The sequence below is a fragment of the Gilliamella sp. B3783 genome, from assembly GCF_026536125.1.
Classification (GTDB): domain Bacteria; phylum Pseudomonadota; class Gammaproteobacteria; order Enterobacterales; family Orbaceae; genus Gilliamella.
Genome location: NZ_JAFNOU010000002.1, coordinates 222,081 through 246,255, shown reverse-complemented (window position 1 = coordinate 246,255; position 24,175 = coordinate 222,081). Strand labels below are relative to the sequence as shown.

Genomic DNA, 24,175 nt, shown 5'->3' with positions numbered 1-24,175 from the left:
TAAAAACTTTTTAATTGCTTAATTTTTAAAAAATTTATCAGTAATAGGTAAAGATCAAAACGATCTAACTTCGATCCTTTTTAAGGATCATTGATCCCATTCGATCCATCTTTTTTTATATTATAAAATACAGCTTTAATTAAACTTCTTTACAGAACATCAATACGAGATAGGGTTATTATGGATTTAGATAATTTTAAATTGTGATGAGATAATTAATAGGAAGAAGATTACCTTGGTTTATCCAAGGTATAAAATGGTTGTAAACCAGATATTAATCACAACTAAATTTTTGTAGAATTTTAAACTCTGCCTACACGGCAGTGAACCGTTAGAGAGCATAAAGAGGCATCACGCTATCTTTCTAAACTACCTACACGGTAGTGAACCTACATGAATTCAGAGCTTTACTAGACTTGTGTTTCTAAACTACCTACACGGTAGTGAACTTCAATAAAGCAACTAGTTGAAAAAAGGGCTATTTCTAAACTACCTACACGGTAGTGAACAATCGAATTAACTAAAGCTGAAAAATGGGATGTTTCTAAACTACCTACACGGCAGTGAACTTTCTTTTAAATCATAAAAAATAACACCGTCTTTTCTAAACTACCTACACGGCAGTGAACATTGGTGCAATGCTCGCAACATTTCGACGTCCTTTCTAAACTACCTACACGGCAGTGAACACGCCAAATAAATAAAGAAAGAAAAGCTCATATTTCTAAACTACCTACACGGCAGTGAACTTTCCATGACTTGCGTCATACTTGGGCAAGTTTTTCTAAACTACCTACACGGCAGTGAACTCAATCTAAATCAGAAAATAGAGCTGGTAAATTTTCTAAACTACCTACACGGCAGTGAACTAGAGTTCGACCTACTATAATCGTTGTTCAGATAAAGGTAAATGATATTTTTACTTTTAAAAACCCTTTTTTTGTAGCTATTTTTAATCTATTGATTTTATTAGTTTTTAAAATAAGCTAAAAAAAAGGGTTAAAACAAGGGTAATTTTTTGGTTTATTTATTCAGCTGTAATAAAGCTAAAATTTATTTATAACCTTATAACCCTTAGCAGCAAATTAATCAATTAATCAGGTTACAGTAAGAAAATAAAATTAATAATATCAATATATTGCCGATAACTTGTGACTAACGTAATAAATAAGTTTCACTTTTTAACATTGAGTTTATTCACACCCAAGATAGGACAATTCATTAAAACCAAGTAATTTTTACTATTAGTCAGTATTTTTATTCACTACTCTGTAGGGGGCAAAAAAGAAGCGGAGGAGCTTAGTGGTAGATTAACGTGTATAGGTAGTTTAGAAAGATTCGACGATTGGGATTTGCTAACCAAGTTCACTGCCGTATAGGTAGTTTATAAAGCCTGTAAATAGCGCCGAGCCTTTGCCATCGAGTTCACTAACATATATAGTGTAGATAAATATAGCTCAGTTGAGTAAAAATAGTTTGAATTCACAACGATGTCAGCAGTTATGGGTAACGCGATCAATGCATTGTTTAGCTGTATGGTGGGTTTTGATAAAATTATTATGCTTTTTTATTTGCATAGCGTTCGACAAACTTTTAAATAGCTTTCTAACTCACTACAGCGTCTTGCAAAAACTTAAACGTTTTTTTAAATAAAAAGAGTATTAAGACTCAAATTTCAGTAAGAAATGCGCTATGCCATAGCGTTATTGGCTGCCAAAAAATTCTAAAACATGCCTATAACCAAATAAGTTAAGTCACTATTATCCAATCAAACGTTACCGCATATTAACTAGCGTTTGTTAAAGTTGAAGTTAGTTGTAAGTAAAAATTCGTATTACTTATTACTGTTATCATCAATCCTGTAACAGGATTTTGATATACACGATTAATATTAGTCGATATAACGTCAACGTTTATTCAAACAATAGAGGATACTTACTTCAAAATAATAAAAGGTGTCATTAGACACCTTTTATTAGTTGGGATAGCTAATTAACTTGCTACATTTATACGCTTCATGTCAGTCATATAGCTACGTAATTTACGACCAATAATTTCAATTGGATGATTACGAATTTCTTCGTTTACATCACGTAATTGTGCATTGTCAACGCTACCTTCTGGAATAGCTTTGCCAAGATCGCCCGATTGTAACATTGGCATAAATTTTTCTTTTAATAAAGGTATTGCGGCATTAGCAAATAAGTAGTTACCATATTCTGCTGTATCTGAAATAACCACATTCATTTCATACAGGCGTTTACGCGCAATAGTATTAGCTATAAGTGGTAATTCGTGCAATGACTCATAATAAGCTGATTCAGCTAAAATACCTGATTCGAGCATGGTTTCAAATGCAAGTTCAACGCCTGCTTTGACCATCGCAATCATGACAACACCTTGATCAAAGTAAGCTTGTTCATCAATCTTTCCTTGATATTCAGCCGCTTTTTCAAATGCTGTTTCGCCGGTTTCTTTACGCCATTTTAATAAGTTAGCATCATCATTTGCCCAGTCTTTCATCATCGTTGCAGAAAATTCACCAGAAATAATATCATCCATGTGTTTACGATAAAGATCAGTCATGATAACTTTTAACTCTTTTGCTAGAGCATTAGCGCGTAATTTAGCTGGGTTAGATAAACGATCCATCATTAACGTTATGCCACCTTGTTTTAACGCTTCTGTAATGGTTTCCCAACCGAATTGCAATAATTTACAAGCATAAGCAGGATCAACGCCATCAGCAACAAGTTTATCAAAGCAAAGTAGTGATCCCGTTTGTAACATACCACAAAGAATTGTTTGTTCACCCATTAAGTCTGATTTTACTTCGGCTACAAATGAAGATTGTAAAACACCAGCACGATGACCGCCAGTTGCAGCAGCCCACGCTTTAGCAATGGCTAAACCTTCACCTTTTGGATCGTTTTCTGGATGAACAGCGATAAGCGTTGGCACGCCAAAGCCACGTTTATACTCTTCACGTACTTCGGTACCTGGGCATTTAGGGGCAACCATAACAACAGTAATATCCGAACGAATCTTTTCGCCGACTTCAACAATGTTAAACCCATGAGAATAACCCAGTGCAGCGCCTTGTTTCATCAGTGGTTGCACAGCTTTGACAACAGCTGAATGTTGTTTGTCTGGCGTTAAATTAATAACAAGATCAGCTGTCGGAATTAAGTCTTCGTAGGTGCCGACTTTAAAACCATTTTCAGTCGCTTTTTTCCAAGATGCGCGTTTTTCAGCAATCGCCTCTTTACGTAGAGCGTAGGCAATATCTAAACCAGAATCGCGCATATTAAGGCCTTGGTTAAGGCCTTGCGCACCACAACCAACTATAACAATTTTTTTACCTTTCAAAAAATTGGCTTCAGATGCAAACTCGTCACGCGCCATAAAGCGACATTGACCAAGTTGATGTAACTTTTCACGTAAATTTAGAGTATTGAAGTAATTTGACATTGTTCTCTCCATGAGTTGAGTAATTCATAATTGATATGCCCTACACTATATAGTAAATTTTTTATTGCTAAAATTGATATATTTAAAATATTATATTGCATAAATTGCAATATACTTGCTAAGTTTTACGGTTTCTTTTACTCTAAGCCACCTTTTATTTATCGGCAATTTGTATAATATGGATACTCGCTTTAAGCAAGCTAAAAAAGAAGCTAAGTTATCATTGCTGTTAACGGCTATTTACCTCATTGCTTGGATTATTTGCGCTTATTGCGTGGGCAACAAAATAGGCTTTTGGGGTTTACCATTGTGGTTTGAACTATCTTGCATAATGACACCTTTAGCTTTTCTTTTGTTATGTATTATTGTTGTAAAATCTCAATTCAAAGATATCTCTTTAGAACAGACTAAGTGATTCAAACCATGCATTTCGATATTATTTTACCACTGGTTATCTACCTGATTTTTGTATTTGCATTATCGCTTTATGCTTATATAAAGCGAAAAAAGGTCAATCAATTTACCGATTATTTTATTGGTAATCGAACGATGGGTGGCTTTTTACTCGCCATGACACTTGCAGCAACTTATATTAGCGCAAGTTCGTTTATTGGTGGGCCTGGCGCTGCTTATAAGTATGGTTTAGGCTGGGTGTTATTATCCATGATTCAAGTTCCTACTGTTCTGTTATCATTAGGTATTTTAGGTAAAAAATTTGCTATTCTAGCTCGTCAATATAATGCTATTACCTTAAGCGATATGCTTTATGCGCATTACAAAAGTAAAACGATTGTTTGGTTTGCAAGTATCGCGTTAATAGTGGCTTTTATTGGCGCTATGACTGTCCAATTTGTCGGCGGCGCACGTCTACTTGAATCATCAGTAGGTATTCCCTACCATAGCGGATTACTAATATTTGGTATTGGTACCGTTATTTATACGGCTTTTGGTGGTTTTAGAGCAAGTATATTAAATGATGCATTCCAAGGTTTAGTTATGATCATTGGTGCCGTTTTATTGCTTGGCGCGATTATTTATGCAGGCGGCGGCATGACAACGATTATTCATCGACTACAAGAAATTGATCCAGCACTGCTTACACCACAAGGCCCAAACCATTTTATGGATTTTCCGTTTATGGCTTCATTTTGGGTGTTAGTCTGCTTTGGCGTGGTGGGGTTACCTCATACCGCGGTGCGTTGCATGGCGTATAAAGATAGTAAAGCAGTGCATCAGGGAATTATTATTGGTACAATTGTTGTTACAATCATCATGTTAACGATGCATTTATCTGGTAGCTTGGGACGAGCAATCATTGATGATTTAACAATACCAGATCAAATTGTACCAACATTAATTATTAATGTATTACCACCTTTTGCTGCGGGGATCTTTTTAGCTGCGCCACTAGCTGCGATCATGTCAACAATCAATGCGCAGTTATTGCAAGTATCATCCGTTCTGATTAAAGATCTTTTTTTAAGTATTAAAAGCAATAGCAATTTAAGTGATAAATTATTAACGCGTATTTCAGTTACCATTACCTTTATTTTTGGTGGTTTACTCATTTTTGCCGCTTGGAATCCACCTAATATGATAATCTGGCTAAATTTACTTGCTTTTGGTGGGCTTGAAGCGGTGTTTTTATGGCCTTTAGTACTCGGATTATATTGGAAAAAAGCCAATGCGACAGGAGCACTCTGCTCAATGCTGGCTGGTGCAATAAGTTATACACTATTAGCCAGTTATGATATTAAGTTATTGTCATTCCACCCAATTGTGCCTTCTTTAATTATTGGATTAGTGGTTTTTATTATAGCCAATATGTTTGGCAACAAAGGAAAAAATTATGCCTTGGATTCAACTCAGAATTAATACGACTAATGAATTAGCTGAACAAATCAGCGAACAACTAGAAGAATCGGGAGCTGTATCAGTCACTTTTCAAGATACTTATGACAATCCTGTTTTTGAACCTTTACCTGGTGAAACTAAACTTTGGGGAAACACCGATGTAATCGGGCTTTATGATGCTCAAACAGAGATTAATGAGTTAAAATCGATACTAAATTTAGACCAATATTCTTATAAAATTGAACAATTAGAAGACAAAGATTGGGAACGAGAATGGATGGATAACTTTCATCCTATGCAGTTTGGAAAAAGACTTTGGATCTGCCCAAGTTGGCGAGACGTGCCCGATCCTAATGCGGTTAATGTGATGTTAGATCCCGGTCTAGCATTTGGAACCGGAACCCACCCAACTACAGCATTATGCTTAACTTGGTTAGACGGTCTAGATCTCAACAATAAAATTGTGATTGATTACGGTTGTGGTTCTGGTATTTTGGCCATTGCCGCATTAAAATTAGGCGCAAAACAGGTTATTGGTATCGATATCGATCCACAAGCTATCGAAGCTAGTCGTGACAATGCTGAGCGTAATAATGTTAGCAATAATTTACAGCTTTATCTTGCCAACGATATACCCAATAATTTACAGGCAGATGTTATTGTTGCCAATATTTTAGCCGGACCATTAAAAGAACTCGAACCAAACATAAATAAGCTGGTTAAACCAAGTGGGCTATTGGGATTATCCGGTATTTTGGCATCGCAGGCACAAAGTGTTTGCTTAGCTTATCAAGCACATTTTGAGTTAGATCCAGTTATTGAGCAAGATGAATGGTGCCGTATAACTGGCAAAAAAAAGTAAAAATTTGACATTACCCCTTTTAACTTCGAGAAAAAATGCGTAATATAGCCGGCCTCAATTTGCTTAGCATTGGTGAGGTCAAATTAAAAAACAATTTAATTGCTGCACCAATGGCTGGAATTAGCGATAAACCATTTCGTCATCTATGCTATCAATATGGCGCTGGAATGACAGTATCAGAAATGTTCTTAGCAAATTCAGATGTTTGGCATACAGATAAATCGGCATTACGTATGGTGTCAACAGATGATATTGGTGTGCGAGCTGTTCAAATCGTGGGGTCAGATCCCGACGAAATGGCAAAAGCAGCCGAATTTAATGTCAAACATGGCGCTGAGTTAATCGATATTAATATGGGGTGTCCAGCAAAAAAAGTGAATAAAAAATTAGCGGGATCGGCTTTAATGCAGCATCCGGAGCTAATTAGAAAGATTTTGCAAAAAGTTGTTGGTGCTGTTGATGTACCGGTAACTTTGAAAACGCGGACTGGATGGGATAAAAATCATAGAAATTGCATTGAAATCGCACAAATTGCACAGGATTGTGGTATTAAGGCAATAACCATACACGGAAGAACACGTGCTTGCTTATTCAAAGGTGAAGCTGAATATGAGTCGATTAGAGCAGTAAAACAAAATGTGACAATTCCTGTCATTGCTAATGGCGATATTTGTACACCGGAACAAGCAAAAGATGTTTTTCAATATACGCAAGCTGATGCTATAATGATCGGCCGAGCGGCACAAGGGCAACCTTGGATATTTGAAGAAATTGCATTCTATTTAACACATGGACAGTTAAAAAAAAGAAAAACAATTGATGAAGTGGAGCAAATCGTGTTAACACACCTTGATGACCTTTATCAATTTTATGGAGAATACAAAGGATTACGGATTGCCAGAAAGCATGTAAATTGGTATACCAACTATTATGCTGATAGCGATCAATTTAGGCGCTTATTTAGTGTACTTAGCAATACAAGTGAGCAAGTTAAAACACTAAAAGCATTTTTTAGTCAAATTAGAAACAACCAAAAGAGTTAAAAATACTATGTCAGAACAACGCGTTACAGCTGCAGCACTTAAATTTACAACTGTAAACTCACAAGACCAAATAACACAAAAACCATTGCGAGATTCAGTAAAGCAGGCTTTAAAAAACTATTTATCACAACTAAATGGTGAAGATCCTACTGATTTATATGAATTAGTGTTAGCTGAAGTTGAACACCCATTCCTTGATATGGTTATGCAATACACCCGTGGCAATCAAACCAGAGCTGCCAATATGCTTGGTATTAATCGTGGTACTTTACGCAAAAAATTAAAACAATATGGAATGAGTTAATCAACTCTTTATTGATATCTTGTTTTATAATCCAAAAGCGCCGAATCAGGCGCTTTTTTACTATCATGTATCAATCATTATTCAATTGAACTTAACGTTTTTTAGAACAACTTGCTTAAATAAAAATTAGGCAGATAAACGCTTAACTAACGTTGGTGTTAACGTTAAAGTATGCAGTTTATCATTAGGATGATGTAATCGATTTAATAAGGTTTCAACTGCTAATTGTCCTAACTCTTCTTTGGGTTGATGGATTGTTGTCAACGGTGGGGCAATATATTGTGCAATTTCTATATCATCATAACCCATAATAGCAATATCTTCTCCCGCCTTTAAACCATTACGATATAGAGCCTGATAAGCACCAATAGCCATAGCATCATTAGAGCAAAAAACCGCTTGTGGCGGAATTGGCAACTGTAATAAATGCTGCATTGCCACAATGCCGGAAGCGAATCGAAAATCGCCCTGCGCTTCGTAATCTGGCAAAATGGTTAATTGCGCGTCCTGCATCGTTTGACGATAACCTTGAAGGCGCGATTGCGCCTGAGTATTGTTCAATGGTCCGGTAATACAAGCAATACGTTGATAATTCTGTTCAATCAGATACTGGGTCGCTAATGTTGCGCCATAAAATGAATTATCTTGAATCGTATCACACACGCCTTTAAAAGGTGTCCAGTCCATCATGACCATAGGTAACTTAGGATAACGGTCAAAAATTTGTTCCGGAAAAGAGTACGTTTCCGTGCACATAGCTAATAGACCATCAACACGTTTTTGTAACAAATGTTCAATATTGTTGAGCATTCGTTGCTGATCGCCCTCAGTATTACATAAAATTAAATTATAACCAAGTTCATAACAGCTACGCTCGACACCTTGCACTACCTCAGCGTAAAAAGGGTTATTACTTGTGGTGACTAACATGCCAATAGTAAAGGTTTTATTACTTTTTAAACTACGTGCAATTGCTGATGGCGTGTAGTTTAGCTGTTTTATTGCAGACTCAACCTTACTGCGAATAGCTGGACTTACATAGCGATCGTTATTAATAACATGAGAAACGGTTGAAGTAGATACTTTCGCATAATTTGCGATATCTTTCATGGTAGCCAAGTGTTAATTTCTCATTGATAAATGTTGTGATTGAATAAAATTATCGACGTCTTTTCGTGTTGGTACGGATGTTTGTGCACCTGCTTTAGTTACAGATAGTGCCCCAGCTGCATGTGCATAATAAACCGCTTGTTTTAGATCTTTGCCCTCTAGCAACGCGGTAACCAACATTCCATTAAAGGTATCACCAGCACCAATTGTATCAACAGCGTTAACACGAAACCCTGGTACTATTACGCCGTTTTGTGCATGACTCACCCAAGCGCCTTTACTTCCCAAAGTGATAATCACAGTATGGATCCCTTTATCATGTAATAATTGTGCTGCTTGCTGTGCATCTTGCTCGGTAATAATTTTTATACCAGTTAAAAACTCTGCTTCTGTTTCATTTGGCGTAATGATATCAACATGGGCGAGTAATTCATCAGATAATTTTTGTGCGGGTGCAGGATTTAAAATGACTTGTGTATTATTTTGTTTAGCCAACTTGGCAGCTTGCTCAACGGTTGCTAATGGCGTTTCAAGTTGCATTAAAATTGCATCAGCTTTTGTGATATCGTCAGCAAATTGATCTAAATACTCTGGTGTGACAGCAGCATTCGCTCCAGCATATATTGCAATTTGGTTTTCACCTTCTTGATTGACCAAAATAAGCGCAACACCAGTATTTTCTTGGTCGATTACGGCAACAGAACGGGTATCAATATGATCGCTTTGTAGCTGCTTTTTAAAGTTTTTGCCTAAATCATCGTTACCAACAGCCGCAATAAATTGCACATTCGCACCGAGGCGTCCAGCGGCTACGGCTTGATTGGCTCCTTTGCCGCCATACGCGATCTTATAATGTGTACCTGTTAATGTTTCACCTGGTTTGGGAAACTCATTGACATTTAAGATATGATCGATATTGACACTACCAAGTACAATTAATTTTTTACTATTCATATATTTTGTTCCTAATCAACTAGAAATTGGACGCACTCATGCGTCCTTGATAATTTTATTGAGTTATCAGTTTTAATTCTACAGGAATTTTTGCATCAACCTTTTCACCTTTTATTACTTTATCAGCAATTTCAATACCTATTGAGCCGATTTTGTCGGGTTGCTGAGCGACAGTTGCGGCCATTTTTCCGCGTTGTACTGATTTAACACCATCATCAGTACCGTCAAAACCAACTACGATAATATCATTACGACCTGCAGTTTGTATGGCGCGCACAGCACCTAATGCCATTTCATCATTTTCTGCAAATACGGCTTGCACAGCCGGATAAGCAGTTAAAAGATTTTGCATTACGTTCATCCCTTTAGCGCGATCAAAGTCTGCCGGTTGTGCTGTTAAAATAGCCAATTGATTTGCTTGCACAGATTTGACAAAACCCTCACCTCGTTCACGAGAAGCAGATGTCCCAACAATACCTTGCAATTGTATCACTTTGGCATTAGCCCCCAATTTTTCAAAAATAAAGTCACCGGCCATTTTGCCACCAGCAACATTGTCAGAGGCAACATGACTCACTACATCGCCTTTGACTGAAGCACGATCAAGTGTAATAACCGCAATACCGGCTTTATTAGCCGCCAGTACGGCGTTACCAACCGCTTCAGAATCAGTAGGGTTAATCAAAATGATTTTAGCGCCTTTAACAATGGTGTCTTCAACGTTAGCGAGTTCTTTAGCTGGGTTATTTTGTGAATCTAAGACTACTAAGTCGTAACCCAATTCTTTCGCTTTATTTACGGCACCATCTTTTAAGGTAACAAAAAAAGGATTATTCAACGTTGAAACAACTAAAGCGATGCGCTCTTTCGCTGAGGCTTGAAAAGCAATACAAACACTTAGTGCAGAAGCAATCACAGCTGCCATCATTTTTCTAAATTTCATAACTTTCTCCCAAAATAAAATCTCGATTTAATACCCTTATTTATTGGTTTTTTTATCAACTAATACGGCTAATAAAATAACCACTCCTTTTACGATCATTTGGTAGTAGGCATCAACGCCTAGCATATTTAATCCATTATTTAAAAACCCTAAAATTAAAGCCCCCACCAAAGTACCTAAAATTTTTCCTCGTCCACCTGACATACTAGTACCGCCAAGTACCACTGCTGCGATTGCATCCATTTCATAACCTGTCCCTGCTGTAGGTTGTGCTGAAGACAATCGAGCAACCTCAATAGTGCTAGCTAATGCACAAAGTAAACCACTAATTGCATAAACAAGGATTTTAACGCGATCAACATTAATACCTGATAGACGGGTTGCCGCTTCATTCCCACCTAATGCATAAATGTAACGACCCAGACGTGTGTATTTAAGTAAGTACCAAGCTACGATAAAAACAACTGCCATGATAAAAATTGGTACAGGAATCCCCAGTACACGCCCAAATGCAAACCATTCAAATAATTCCGAATTATCATTGGTACCTGTCGAAATTGGGCTACCTTTAGTATAAACTTGCGTTACACCACGTAAAATAAGCATCATAACTAAGGTTGCAATAAATGCTTGTAATTTACCTTTGGCGATAATAAATCCTGAAAAAGTTCCCAATATCCACCCTAAAACTAAGGAAGCAAAAATCGCAATAAATGGCGATATATCCGCCCCAATCAACGAAGCAGTAATGGCGCCAGATAATGCAAAGATTGACCCCACACTCAGATCAATACCCGAAGTTAAAATGACCAAGGTCATGCCCACTGCAATAATGGCATTGATTGAAGTTTGTTGTAAGATGTTAAAAAAGTTGTTTAAGGTAAAAAAGTTATCGCTTAAACAAGAAACAATAATGATTAAAACCAATAAAGTAATTAAGGATTTTTGTTCAATTAATAAATTTTTAAGTTTTTTATTTTGCAACATCAGCGCTCTCCTCTGCTTTGCCAACGGCTGCTGCCATAAGTTTTTCTTGTGTTGCCTGGTTAATTGAAAAATCCCCAGTCACTTTTCCTTCATAGATAACTAAAATACGATCACTCATGCCGAGTACTTCTGGCATATCAGATGAGACTAAAATGACACTTAACCCCTGTTGCTTAAACTGATTAATAAGTTGATAAATCTCTTTTTTAGCGCCAACATCAACGCCACGAGTGGGTTCATCTAAAATTAATATCATCGGTTTAGTCATTAATCCTTTGGCTATAGCAACTTTCTGTTGATTACCGCCCGATAAAAAACCAATGATCTGATTGATAGAAGGGGTTTTTATATTAAACAAGCCGACAAAATCCTCAACGGCTTGTTGTTCTTCGGCTAACTGTAGCTTTCTGAACTTATTGGTAAAATAATTGAGTGCGTTCAGTGACATATTATCTTTAACTGACATGCCTAAAATCAGGCCATCTTTTTTGCGATCTTCCGAAATATAGACAATTCCCTGATTCAAACCATCACGCGGGGAAGCAATTTTCACCGATTTTCCTTGTAATAGTATTTTTCCTGATTCGGCCGGATTAGCACCATAAATCATTTTCATTAATTCTGTTCGTCCCGCCCCCATTAAACCTGAAATTCCCAGTATTTCACCTTCGTGAAGAGAAAAGCTGACATCATTAACGCCTGGACCAACCAAGTTTTTTACTTCTAATGTAACATTACCTTTAGCAACATTAATTCTGGGATATTGCTCTTCAAGCTTACGCCCGACCATCATCTCAATGAGTGTATCTTCATTTAATTCAGCTATTTTTTTTTCGCCAACAAATTGGCCATCACGTAAAACGGTTACTTCATCACAAATTTCAAAAATCTCTTGTAAACGATGTGAAATATAGACAACACCACAATTTTGTTGCTTAAGTTTTTTGATTACGGTAAAGAGTGAAGTTGTTTCGGTATCGGTTAAAGCATCGGTTGGTTCATCCATAATAATGACTTTAGAATTAAAGCTCAGCACTTTAGCAATCTCTACCATTTGCTGTTCACCAATAGATAGATCACTAATTAACCGTCGACTATCATAATCAAGATGAAGTTCGGCTAATAACTTGTCAGCTTCGCTATACGTTTTATGCCAATCTATGCAACCCAATTTATTAGTAAATTCACGACCTAAAAATATATTTTCGGCGATACTCAGTTGTGGTATTAAATTCAATTCTTGGTGAACAATTCCTATGCCCGCTTCTTGTGAGGATTTTGGTCCATGAAAGTTTACTTTGCTACCTAAATAAATAATTTCGCCTTCATCTTTTTGGTATATACCCGTCAACACTTTCATTAAAGTAGATTTACCCGCACCATTTTCTCCAATCAATGCCATGACTTGACCTGCACGCACATTTAAATTAACGCCAGCAAGTGCTTTTACGCCTGGGAAGGATTTATGGATGTTGATAAGCTGTAAAAGATTTTCATTCATAAATTACTCTTTTGTTTGTTTTACAAACGAAGTTAAAAAATCACGCCTGACTGTAAAATGATATTGGCAAAAGGTGTACATTCACCTGTTCGAATAACAGCTTTACAATGATGAGTTTGTTGTTTTAACTGCGCATGACTGACATATAAAATGTCGATACAGTTATGTTGAACCTGCTCTATTTCTTTTATTTGTTCAATGATTTGTTGATGGATGTGGGGATTATGAGCAAGGATTTCTTCCGCTAATATCACCCTTTCGATTTGCATATCATGTGAAACGGTTTGAAAAACTTGCATAAACGTTGGCACACCATAAGTCAATGCTAAATCAATGCGTGGGGTTTCATTAGCAATTGGCAAGCCTGCATCACCTATTGCAATTTGATCGGTATGCCCCATTCTAGCTAAAATTTTAACAATTTCAGAATTAAATAATTGACCTTTACGCATAGTTAAATCCCTGTATTAGTTTAATTATGACGACTATCGAAACGTTTCGATAATGCATCATCTACTTAATAAATGCTGCTGGCAATAGCTAAAATGCAAAGTTGTGATCTTGATCAATGTGAAATGATTCAGCTTTTAATATAGTTTTTTAAATAGTTATAAAAAAAAGAGGAATATGGCCACTTTAACAATAATGGGTTTTGTACTGCATCGAATAGCTTTTTCACTCTTACAATAATAAATCCAACACAGGACAAAACTTATCAATATATAGGTAATGAATTTTTGATAAAAGTTTGCTAGAATAGTGCGATTTTTAAATTATTAATCTGGAGAATTTTATGGCAGGTCATAGTAAATGGGCCAATACCAAACACCGTAAAGCAGCGCAAGATGCGAAACGCGGAAAAATCTTTACCAAAATTATTCGTGAACTCGTAACAGCAGCAAAACTTGGTGGTGGCGATCCAGCGTCTAACCCACGTCTACGTGCTGCTATGGACAAAGCATTATCGAATAATATGACACGTGATACCATGAACAGAGCAATTGCCCGTGGTGTTGGTGGTGAAGATGATACTAATATGGAAACTATCATCTATGAAGGTTATGGGCCTGCTGGTACTGCGGTAATGGTAGAATGCTTAAGTGATAATCGTAACCGTACTGTATCAGAAGTTCGCCACGCTTTTACTAAAACTGGCGGCAACCTAGGTACTGATGGTTCAGTTTCTTACTTATTTACCAAAAAAGGCGTAATTTCATACCCGACTGGAACTGATGAAGATCAAGTCATGGATGCCGCACTTGAAGCGGGTGCTGATGATGTGGTGACTTATGATGATGGTGCAATTGATGTATTTACAACACCTGAATCATTTGGTGAAGTTAAAGATGCACTTGATGCGGCTGGCTTAGTTGCCGAATCGGCTGAAGTTTCAATGATTCCAGCGACAAAAGTTGATCTTGATATTGAATCTGCACCTAAATTATTACGCCTTATCGATATGCTTGAAGATTGCGACGATGTGCAAGAAGTTTATCATAATGGTGAAGTTTCTGACGAGGTTGCAGCAACACTCTAATGGCCATCATTCTTGGCATCGATCCTGGTTCTCGTTTGACGGGTTACGGCGTAATCCAACAAACGGGACGCCATTTAACCTATCTTGGTAGCGGTTGTATTCGAACAGCAGTTGAAGATTTACCTACTCGTCTAAAACGTATTTATGCTGGCGTGAGTGAAATCATACTGCAATTTCAACCTGATATGTTTGCAATAGAACAGGTTTTTATGGCTCGTAACGCTGATTCTGCTTTAAAATTAGGCCAAGCAAGAGGTGCCGCTATTGTTTCGGCTGTTAATAATGATTTACCCGTTTTTGAATACGCTGCGCGTTTAGTTAAACAAAGTGTCGTTGGGACTGGTGCAGCCGACAAAAAGCAAGTCCAACATATGGTGAAATTATTATTAAAGTTACCCGCCAGTCCGCAAGCTGATGCTGCCGATGCGTTAGCTATTGCAATCACGCATGCTCACATTGGGCAACAGCTGATAAAAACCTGTAAATAAAATGATTACACAATCCTGCTTAACAAATACTTATTCCCCAAAAACATGATCAATGTTTTAATCATCTAAATTAAGATTGCCCTTTTTCCTCTCTAAAAATTCTACTTCTAATTATTATTAACTTAACTCATTAGTTTTTAAGCAAGCTTCGTTATCAAATAAAATATACATACCATGCGAATATAAAAAATGGTTATAAAAATAATCTAATAACTGTTGAAATTGTTGATTCGACCTATGGTTATATTTTTGGTATATCTACTAAAAATGCTATTGCGAAATTAGTAAATTTAATGTGTTAGCAAACTTTTTATTAAGCCAAATAAATGCAATATGGTAAATATAAAAAATGCGCTAACTAAAGTAGCGCATTTTTGTTCACTTAAAATAGATAGTTGTAAAAAACCAAATAACTTTTTAAATCTTTTCATTCAACCTATACCTAGCAACAGTTAGTTAGGTATAGGCAATTTAATTACAGCTATTTGTTATCATTGCTCATATTGTGTTCAGTTAATAAAACAGGTTTATTCTTATGTTTTGTAAACAATTTTGTCACAAACAAGAAGAATAACGGCACATAAAATATGGCTAAAAATGTTGCGGTTAACATACCACCAATTACCCCTGTACCTACTGCATTTTGGCTTGCAGAACCGGCACCACTATTGAGCGCTAGTGGTAAAACACCTAAAATGAACGCAAATGATGTCATTAAAATCGGACGTAAACGTAATCGACATGCTTCAAGTGTTGCATCAATTAATGATTTACCTTCTTTTTCAAGTGCATCTTTGGCAAATTCTACGATCAAAATAGCATTCTTAGCTGATAAGCCCATTGTGGTTAATAAACCAACGATAAAGTAAATATCGTTATCAAGCCCCCTAAACATAGTTGCATAAACTGTACCTAATATACCAAGCGGTATAACAAATAGGATGGATATTGGCACTGTCCAGCTTTCATATAGTGCAGCCAATGATAAGAACACAACAATTATTGAGATAATATAAAGTGTAGTTGTTTGTGAACCAGTTTGGCGTTCTTGATAAGAAATATCTGTCCAGTCAAAAGTATAACCATTAGGTAATATCTCGTTAGATATTTGCTCCATAATAGCCATTGCTTGACCAGAACTTAAACCTGGCGCCGCAGAACCACTGATCCCCATTGCTGCAACTCCATCGTATCGAACAAGCGATGGCGAACCATAACTTTTTGAAGTGGTGGCAAAAGCATCGTAAGGTACCATTTCACCTTTTTGATTTTTCACATGCCAATAACTAAAGTCATCAGGTAGCATTCGATATGGTGCATCAGATTGCAAATACACTTTTTTAACTCGGTTATTGTAGACAAAGTCATCAATATAAGCCGAACCTAGAGCCGTTGATAATACGGTATTTACACTACTGACTGATACCCCTAAAGCTTGAGCTGTTTCAAAATCAACATTAATTTTGTATTGTGGTACATCTAACATACTACCAGGTCGAACTTGTTGCAAACTAGGGTTGTGGCTAGCAGCACCTAACACTTTGAAGAATGTTGCCATTAATGCTTCATGTCCTAGACCAGCTGAATCTTTAAGCATATAAGAGAAACCATTTGCCATACCGAGTGAAGGTACCGCTGGTAAATTTGTAATAATAACTCGACCATCAGTAACGGTAGATGCAAATCCATAACCACTTGCAACAAGTGCATCGACTTTTTGATCGGAACGTTTACGTTCGTCCCAATCTTTTAATCGAATAAAACCAAGCCCCATATTTTGACCACGACCGATCATACTAAAGCCGGCAACGGTAAATACCTCTTTAACAGAGTCTGCTTTTTTTGTCGTATAAAATTTAGTCGTTTTATCTAATACTGCCATGGTTTGCTCTAATGTCGCACCGGGTGGCAATTCTACCATAACAATAAGCACACCTTGGTCTTCGTTAGGCAAGAACCCTGTTGGTAAGCGCTGGAAACCAAAAATAAGGCCAATAACAATCAGAATGTAACAAACAAAGCTGATTAAAGGGTAACGAATAAATTTAATTACGCCTTTTTCGTATAGATGTAAACTTTTATTATAAAAGTTGTTAAACCAACCAAAAAAGCGTTGAGTGAATTCGCTTAACCAAGTAAATGGAGGAATAGTGGCTAATTTTGCCGCGATTGTTTGTTTGACTACAACACCGTCTTTGGCTGGCGCTTTTAAAATTTGAGCACAAAGAGCAGGTGTTAATACGATCGCCATTAAAACCGAGAGTGACATCGCCGTAACAATAGTGATGGAGAACTGACGATAAATACCACCCGCAGCACCACCATAGAATGCCATTGGCACAAATACTGCCGAAAGTACTACGGCAATCCCCACTAATGCTGAGGTTATTTGTTCCATCGACTTGACTGTTGCTTGATAAGGCGACAACCCTTCGTCATGCATAATACGCTCAACATTTTCAATAACCACAATAGCATCGTCGACCAATAGACCGATTGCCAATACCATCGCGAACATTGATAAAGTATTGATAGTAAAGCCACATATATATAACACCGCAAAGGTACCCAATAATACAACCGGTACGGTGATTGTCGGAATTAGAGTTGAACGAAGGTTTTGCAAAAACACATACATTACGATAACAACTAAGATAATTGCTTCAATTAATGTATGAACCACATTACTAATCGACAATTTAACAAATGGTGTTGTATCGTAAGGATAAGCAAATTTAATATCTTCGGGAAAAATTTTAGATAATTCCTGAATTTTTTTATCAACTTGTTCTGAAGTATTTAATTGGTTAGCACCCGTTGCTAAATAGATCCCCAGACCTGCTGATGCATTACCATTGTAACGAGAAATAAAATTATAATCGGCCGCACCGATTTCAACATTGGCAATATCTTTTAATAAGACATTTGAACCATCGGTATTTACGCGAACCAAGATATTCTGAAATTGCTCAGGCGTTTTTAAACGAGATTGTGCTGTAATTGTAGCGTTAAGTTCTTGGCCTTCAGTCGAAGGTAAAGCACCTAATTGACCTGCGGTAACCTGAGCATTTTGTGCTTGAATTGCGGCAGTAACTTCTTCAATTGATAAATTAAAATAATTTAATTTATTTGGATCTAGCCAAATACGCATAGCATATTCAGAACCAAATAGCTGTGTATCCCCTACCCCTTGAACACGACGAATAGGATCTTGTACGGTAGAATAAACAAAGTCAGCAATATCTGCTTGTGTTTTCTGTGGGTTTGTCGAATAAAAGCCAATAACCTTTAAAAAGTTAGTGTTATTTTTAGCAACTGACACCCCATTTTTTTGCACACTGTCAGGTAAGCGTGATTTAATACTTTCTACTTTGTTTAATACTTGTACTTGCGCAAAATCAGGATTTGTTCCAGGTGCAAAGGTTAATGTAGTTTGAACCACACCTTGTGCACTACTGGTTGATTTCATATAAATCAAGTTATCTAAACCTGTTAAATTTTGTTCAATCAACTGCGTTACTGTATTTTCAATTGTTTGCGCATCAGCACCTGGATAAGTTGCCGTTACGGTAACAGCAGGCGGGGCAATATCCGGATATTGTTCGACAGCTAGCAACTTTATACATAAAGCACCGCCTAACATCATCATGATAGCAATAACCCATGCAAAAACAGGTCTATCAATAAAAAACTTAGCCATAATTAAATCTACCCCTGTTTTATTTCACACTGTTTTTGATGATATTGTCTAACTGATCTTGTGATAAAGTAGCTGGGTCACCCACGATTTGTCCTTTCATTGGTTGTCCCATTTCAACAGCGGTTAAGTTAAGTAAGCCTGTTGTAATAACTTGTTCTCCAACATTAATGCCTTTAGTTACCACCCAATAACCACTTACACCCGTGTAAATTTGGATACCTTGACGATACTCAATTGAATTATCGGGTTTTAAAATTTTAGCGGTATATTCACCTTTAACATTACTGGTAATACCTTGTTGTGGAACAAGTACAGCATTTTTAATATAACCAAGAGTCAATTGCGGTTTAACAAACATACCAGGTAAAATTTTGCCTTCAGTATTGGCAAATTGAGATCGCAATGTAACCGTTCCAGTCGTTTCATTAACAGTCATATCAGAAAACTTGATATTGCCAGGTAACGCATATTTAGACCCATCATTAAAGTATAATTCTACATTATCCCCTTTTGCTGGTTCATAAATAACGTTTTCTTCTTGAAGATATTTATTATATCGGGTTGCAGCTTCGGTCATATCAACATAAATCGGATCAAGCTGTTGAACTAATGCTAGCGGGTTTGCTTGTCCAGCTGACACTAACGCGCCTTCGGTTACACTTGATTTACCAATGTAACCATCAATAGGCGAATACACTTTCGTATAATCTAAATTAACTTTGGCTGTATGTTCTGCTGCTTGAGCAACTAATACACTTGCTTCCGCCTGTTTTGCATCAGCGGCAGCCTTATCATAATCTTGTTGGCTGATCGATTTGGTTGTCAATAATCCTGCATAACGTTTTAAAGTCAGTTGCGCAATATTGGCATTCGCTTTGGCACTGGCAACACTAGCAACGGCACTATCATAATTAGCCTGATAAATTGCTGGATCAATTTGATAAAGTGATTGGCCTGCTTTGACATTCGAACTTTCTTCAAATTCGCGTTTTAGCACAATACCGCCAACCTGAGGTCTAATTTCAGCAATTTGAGACGCAACCACGCGACCAGGTAAACTGATTTTTAAGGTGAAGTCCAAAGGTTCAACTTTAAAAACGGTTACTTTTGGTATTTGATTATTACCGCCCTGTGATTTGCTATTATCACAACTAGTTAATAAAAGTAGACTGCTTAATGCTACTGGTACGGTTAATAATAGTTTGTTAAATCTCATATCAAAATGACCTCAGTAAACTTAATAATTATTTTTTTTAATAACATTGAATGTAATTCAAAAGTAACCGAGGATTTTACAAAAAATATGCATAAATTGTAAGTATCTTTACAGCTTAATAGCACAGAGTTCTAAAAAATGCCAAACTAAGTGATGATAGTAAAAAAATGATATTGGTTATTATGCTTTTTTAAAGAAATAAAGTACTATGTGTTAATTGATTTTTTGTGCTATAAAATAGTTTAGATAAAATGTTATACTAATAAGTAAAACGGTAAACCTAGCTTTTCAAGTGATATTAATTTGTATTTACTAAGAATAACTAAAAAATTTACAGGTGTTATACTCCGTAATCATTTTTATTCAAAAATAGTTTTGAATAATTTGAGTCTATATTTAATTTAATTCTGAGATGGTTATTATGGATAATTTACGTATTGTTCTAATTGTTGTTGCGTCCTTGGTCATTATTGCATTATTGATTCATGGATTTTGGATCAATAAAAAGGAACGCTCTTCTTTATTTAATTCTGATAAAAGGAAGAAAAACCAGCAAAATGCTCAACAGTATGAAAATAGCTATATCGATGATATAGAAGAAGATGATGTGATATTAATCACACCTAAAAACAAAAAAAATAGTGAAAGTGTAGATAAAAACACACCGGATGAACTCGTTCAAGAAACCATGCCTAAGCAAGAGGATCTATTTGTTAACAATCATCATCAAGAACCAACAACACAAGATCCAGCTCCAAAAGAGCCAAACATAAGCATGAACCATGATCTATTTGACGATGAACCCTTAAAAACTGAAACTAATGTATCGATAGAAAAAGCTGATGCTAAACGTGACGATAAAATTCAACCGGCTACCCAAAAAACAAAACCAGAAAAACTTAACATCAATAAAAATGATGAAGATAAAACCGAAATTATTATCTTAAACATTAAAGGCATCAACGGTAAGTTATTACAAGGCGATGTATTATTAGGCAGTATTATGCAATCAGGGTTTCAATTTGGTGATATGCGAATTTTCCATCGGCATGTTGACCCTGCCGGTAATGGCCCAATACTTTTTAGTTTGGCAAATATGGTTAATCCTGGCTATCTCGATCCTGAAACCATGCACGAATTTACAACGCCGGGCGTTTCAATTTTTATGGTTGCACCGACTCAAGGTAACAATCAACAAAACTTTAAACTGATGTTACAAACTGCCCAACGTATTGCTGATGATGTTAATGGTGTTGTGTTAGATGATGAACATCATATGCTGACACCACAAAAAATTGATAGTTACAAAGAACGCATCAAAAAAGCGTGTAACGAAATTTAACCCCAACGTCTTTTCAGTAATCATTCTTCACTACCACCGTCAATGTAATTTGATGGTGGTAATTAAAACTTCGAACAGCTTATAAAATTGGCTGTTTGGAAATAATAATTATCTTGTCTGACAAAATCAGAGTACTAGGAATGTGATAATCTTTTAACGCTCATGTATTAATTTAAGAGTCGAACACTATGCCATTATCAAATAAACCCGAAAATACTGCACACCAAACTATACCGAATGAAGACATCAAACAACAAATAGTATCATTACGTGCTTTAATTAGACATCACGAATACTGCTACTATGTTCTTGATACTCCTGAAGTCCCTGATGTGGAGTATGATAAATTATTCAAACAACTTCAGTCATTGGAACAGCAATATCCTTCGCTGATTACGCCTGACTCGCCTACCCAGCGAGTAGGCGGTAGTCCGTTAGCACAATTCTCAACAATTAGGCATCAAATACCAATGTTATCATTAGATAATGTATTTGATGAATCGAGTTTTCTTGCCTTCAATAAACGAATTAAAGATCGATTGAATTTACCAGAAAACCAGTCTGTTGAATATTGCTGTGAATTAAAACTTGATGGATTAGCAGTAAGTTTACTCTATGAAAAGGGTAAATTTGTACAAGCGGCAACACGCGGTGATGGTACTACAGGAGAAGATATCACAGCTAATGTTAAAACAATTAAAACGATTCCTTTAGTGTTAATTGGTGACAATATCCCTGAACGTTTAGAAGTTCGAGGTGAAGTGTTTATGACACATAAAGGATTTGAAAAACTCAATGCAGATTCGCAAAAACAGAATGAAAAACTATTTGCAAATCCTCGTAATGCCGCAGCTGGATCACTGCGACAATTAGATCCTAAAATTACCGCTAAAAGACCTTTAACCTTTTTTTGTTATGGAGTTGGTATTGTTGAAGGCGCGAGTTTACCCGATACCCATTATCAACGTTTGATGCAATTTAAGGCATGGGGATTACCGGTTAGTAATAAAGTTAAAATTCGCCAAGGTGCACAAGCCGCGCTAAATTATTTTAATCAAGTTGGTCAAGAAAGAATGTCACTTGGGTTTGACATCGATGGCGTTGTGATTAAGGTTAATAGTATTTCATTACAAAATGAGCTTGGCTTTGTAGCTAGAGCACCGCGTTGGGCAACAGCATTTAAGTTTCCGGCACAAGAAGAAGTGACGCAATTAAAAAAAGTTGACTTCCAAGTTGGAAGAACTGGTGCGATAACGCCAGTTGCAAGACTTGAACCAGTCTCGGTTGCCGGCGTTATTGTCAGTAATGCTACCCTTCACAACAACGATGAAATAATCAGATTAGACATTCGTGAAGGCGATTATGTTACAGTACGTAGAGCCGGAGATGTTATTCCCAAAATTGTCTCGGTAATACTAGATCGTAGACCAGCTGATAGTAAAGCAATTACCTTTCCAACCCATTGCCCAATTTGTGGCTCGTTAATTGTTCGAGATGAAGGACAAGCGATATCACGCTGTGCGGGTGGATTAATTTGTCCAGCTCAACGAAAAGAAGCGCTTAAACATTTTGTTTCACGCCGAGCGATGAACGTTGATGGTATGGGCGATCGACTCATTGAACAGCTTGTCGATAAAGATTATGTTAAAACACCTGTTGATCTCTATAAATTAACACTGCCAATGTTATGCTCTTTAGATAAAGTAGGCGAAAAATTGGCTAATAACTTATTAAATGCATTAGCCACATCTAAAAATACGACATTAAACCGTTTTATTTTTGCATTGGGCATTCCTAATGTGGGTGAAGTAACAGCTGAAAATTTAGTTAATCAATTAGGTGATTTAAAAGCGATTGAAAGTGCTTCACTCGAACAATTACAAACCGTCAATGATATTGGTGCAGTGATTGCCGAAAGTATTATTGATTTCTTTCAAGAACCGCATAATCGTGATGTAATAACGCAATTAACGAGCGATGAAATCGATATTCATTGGCCTGCGGTTTCCCCACAATCTCCAATTAGTAACATCAATTCACCGTTTTTAGGTAAAACTGTGGTGCTAACAGGTACATTATCGAGTTTAACCCGTGATGAAGCAAAAGATAGATTAAAACAATTAGGCGCTAAAGTGGCAGGTAGCGTCTCTAAAAATACCGATATGGTTGTTGCTGGTGAATCTGCCGGTTCAAAATTAGACAAAGCCCAACAGCTGGGTATAACAATCATTGATGAGCAAGAGTTTATCCATTTACTTAATGAATAAATAACAAATATACTGGCATCTATTTCACTATTTATTGAAAATAGTGAAATAGCGAAAACTAAGGAGAATGTCATGCCATTATTAGATAGTTTTAAAGTCGATCATACTAAAATGAACGCACCTTTTGTCCGTATTGCTAAAACAATGAAAACCCCTAAAGGTGATGATATTAGTGTATTTGATCTTCGTTTTACTGTTCCCAATAAAGAGTTATTGCCAGAAAAAGGCATTCATACATTAGAACATCTATTTGCAGGATTTATGCGCGATCATCTTAATAGTGATAAAGTCGAAATTATTGATATCTCGCCAATGGGATGTCGAACCGGATTTTACATGAGCCTGATAGGTAAACCTGAAGAATCACGAGTGGTAGATGCATGGCTACAATCTATGCAAGATGTATTAAATGTTGAATCACAAAAACAGATTCCCGAATTGAATGAATATCAGTGTGGGACTTACAAAATGCACTCACTAGATGAAGCAAAAGCAATTGCACGTAAAATTATTCAGTCAGGAATTGGAATTTGCAATAATCATGATATTGCATTAACTGAAGAACAACTCGTAACAATCAATCAATAAGGAAATAA

Annotated in this window: 19 protein-coding genes and 1 CRISPR repeat array; of the genes, 10 read left to right on the top strand and 9 right to left on the bottom strand. The window is 36.5% G+C overall.

Annotation, left to right across the window (positions count from 1 at the left end; all coding sequences use genetic code 11):
• Window positions 1-301: 301 nt before the first annotated feature.
• Window positions 302-869: a CRISPR direct-repeat array (repeat unit 28 nt; unit sequence TTTCTAAACTACCTACACGGCAGTGAAC).
• Between the two features lie 1,123 nt (window positions 870-1,992).
• Window positions 1,993-3,471 (bottom strand): ketol-acid reductoisomerase, encoded by a 1,479-nt coding sequence (ilvC, locus tag J3U59_RS03490; RefSeq protein WP_267333438.1) that lies wholly within the window; start codon window positions 3,469-3,471, stop codon window positions 1,993-1,995.
• A gap of 178 nt (window positions 3,472-3,649) precedes the next feature.
• On the opposite strand from ilvC, the gene J3U59_RS03485 reads away from it, so the two are divergent.
• The 5 genes from J3U59_RS03485 to fis are packed head-to-tail and all read left to right on the top strand — an operon-like array spanning window position 3,650 to window position 7,534.
• Window positions 3,650-3,886 (top strand): YhdT family protein, encoded by a 237-nt coding sequence (locus J3U59_RS03485; RefSeq protein WP_267333437.1) that lies wholly within the window; start codon window positions 3,650-3,652, stop codon window positions 3,884-3,886.
• Between the two features lie 8 nt (window positions 3,887-3,894).
• Window positions 3,895-5,346, top strand: a complete 1,452-nt coding sequence (panF, locus tag J3U59_RS03480; protein ID WP_416379578.1) for a sodium/pantothenate symporter — start codon at window positions 3,895-3,897, stop codon at window positions 5,344-5,346.
• The gene (gene prmA / locus J3U59_RS03475; RefSeq protein WP_267333435.1) at window positions 5,321-6,187 is read left to right on the top strand and encodes a 50S ribosomal protein L11 methyltransferase; all 867 of its coding nucleotides are present in this window, start codon (window positions 5,321-5,323) and stop codon (window positions 6,185-6,187) included. The genes panF and prmA overlap by 26 nt, the downstream gene beginning before the upstream one ends.
• A 35-nt stretch (window positions 6,188-6,222) precedes the next feature.
• Window positions 6,223-7,230, top strand: a complete 1,008-nt coding sequence (gene dusB / locus J3U59_RS03470) for a tRNA dihydrouridine synthase DusB (protein ID WP_267333434.1) — start codon at window positions 6,223-6,225, stop codon at window positions 7,228-7,230.
• Window positions 7,231-7,237: 7 nt separating this feature from the next.
• A complete protein-coding gene (gene fis, locus J3U59_RS03465) occupies window positions 7,238-7,534 on the top strand; it encodes a DNA-binding transcriptional regulator Fis (protein ID WP_034883623.1) in 297 nt (98 codons plus the stop codon).
• A 126-nt stretch (window positions 7,535-7,660) separates the two neighbouring features.
• Here the strand turns inward: fis and rbsR are convergent, their stop codons facing one another.
• Genes rbsR through rbsD form a run of 6 tightly spaced genes read right to left on the bottom strand, consistent with a single transcriptional unit; the run spans window position 7,661 to window position 13,481 of the window.
• Entirely contained in the window at window positions 7,661-8,653 is a 993-nt protein-coding gene (gene rbsR, locus J3U59_RS03460) for a ribose operon transcriptional repressor RbsR (RefSeq protein ID WP_416379569.1), read from the bottom strand.
• 3 nt (window positions 8,654-8,656) lie between these two features.
• Window positions 8,657-9,598 (bottom strand): ribokinase, encoded by a 942-nt coding sequence (gene rbsK / locus J3U59_RS03455; protein WP_267333432.1) that lies wholly within the window; start codon window positions 9,596-9,598, stop codon window positions 8,657-8,659.
• A 55-nt stretch (window positions 9,599-9,653) separates the two neighbouring features.
• Complete coding sequence (gene rbsB, locus J3U59_RS03450; protein WP_267333431.1) at window positions 9,654-10,541, bottom strand: ribose ABC transporter substrate-binding protein RbsB; 888 nt, start codon at window positions 10,539-10,541, stop codon at window positions 9,654-9,656.
• A gap of 36 nt (window positions 10,542-10,577) precedes the next feature.
• Entirely contained in the window at window positions 10,578-11,528 is a 951-nt protein-coding gene (gene rbsC, locus J3U59_RS03445) for a ribose ABC transporter permease (RefSeq protein WP_267333430.1), read from the bottom strand.
• Window positions 11,515-13,029, bottom strand: a complete 1,515-nt coding sequence (rbsA, locus tag J3U59_RS03440; protein ID WP_267333429.1) for a ribose ABC transporter ATP-binding protein RbsA — start codon at window positions 13,027-13,029, stop codon at window positions 11,515-11,517. Before rbsA ends, rbsC begins: the two co-directional genes overlap by 14 nt.
• A 32-nt stretch (window positions 13,030-13,061) precedes the next feature.
• Entirely contained in the window at window positions 13,062-13,481 is a 420-nt protein-coding gene (rbsD, locus tag J3U59_RS03435) for a D-ribose pyranase (protein ID WP_267333428.1), read from the bottom strand.
• Window positions 13,482-13,822: 341 nt separating this feature from the next.
• On the opposite strand from rbsD, the gene J3U59_RS03430 reads away from it, so the two are divergent.
• Together J3U59_RS03430 and ruvC are read left to right on the top strand one after the other, a co-directional pair.
• Complete coding sequence (locus tag J3U59_RS03430; RefSeq protein ID WP_267333427.1) at window positions 13,823-14,566, top strand: YebC/PmpR family DNA-binding transcriptional regulator; 744 nt, start codon at window positions 13,823-13,825, stop codon at window positions 14,564-14,566.
• Window positions 14,566-15,054, top strand: a complete 489-nt coding sequence (ruvC, locus tag J3U59_RS03425; RefSeq protein WP_267333426.1) for a crossover junction endodeoxyribonuclease RuvC — start codon at window positions 14,566-14,568, stop codon at window positions 15,052-15,054. The genes J3U59_RS03430 and ruvC overlap by 1 nt, the downstream gene beginning before the upstream one ends.
• A gap of 481 nt (window positions 15,055-15,535) precedes the next feature.
• Here ruvC and J3U59_RS03420 read toward each other — a convergent pair whose 3' ends face one another.
• Together J3U59_RS03420 and J3U59_RS03415 are read right to left on the bottom strand one after the other, a co-directional pair.
• Entirely contained in the window at window positions 15,536-18,754 is a 3,219-nt protein-coding gene (locus J3U59_RS03420) for an efflux RND transporter permease subunit (RefSeq protein WP_267333425.1), read from the bottom strand.
• Window positions 18,755-18,773: 19 nt separating this feature from the next.
• Window positions 18,774-19,970, bottom strand: coding sequence for an efflux RND transporter periplasmic adaptor subunit (locus J3U59_RS03415; protein ID WP_267333424.1), 1,197 nt, complete (start codon window positions 19,968-19,970; stop codon window positions 18,774-18,776).
• Window positions 19,971-20,388: 418 nt separating this feature from the next.
• Between J3U59_RS03415 and zipA the strand changes: the two genes are divergently transcribed.
• From zipA to luxS, 3 genes are all read left to right on the top strand, one after another.
• Window positions 20,389-21,312, top strand: a complete 924-nt coding sequence (zipA, locus tag J3U59_RS03410; RefSeq protein ID WP_416379577.1) for a cell division protein ZipA — start codon at window positions 20,389-20,391, stop codon at window positions 21,310-21,312.
• Window positions 21,313-21,500: 188 nt separating this feature from the next.
• The gene (ligA, locus tag J3U59_RS03405) at window positions 21,501-23,579 is read left to right on the top strand and encodes an NAD-dependent DNA ligase LigA (RefSeq protein ID WP_267333422.1); all 2,079 of its coding nucleotides are present in this window, start codon (window positions 21,501-21,503) and stop codon (window positions 23,577-23,579) included.
• Between the two features lie 72 nt (window positions 23,580-23,651).
• A complete protein-coding gene (gene luxS / locus J3U59_RS03400; RefSeq protein WP_267333421.1) occupies window positions 23,652-24,167 on the top strand; it encodes an S-ribosylhomocysteine lyase in 516 nt (171 codons plus the stop codon).
• The last annotated feature ends 8 nt before the right edge of the window (window positions 24,168-24,175 follow it).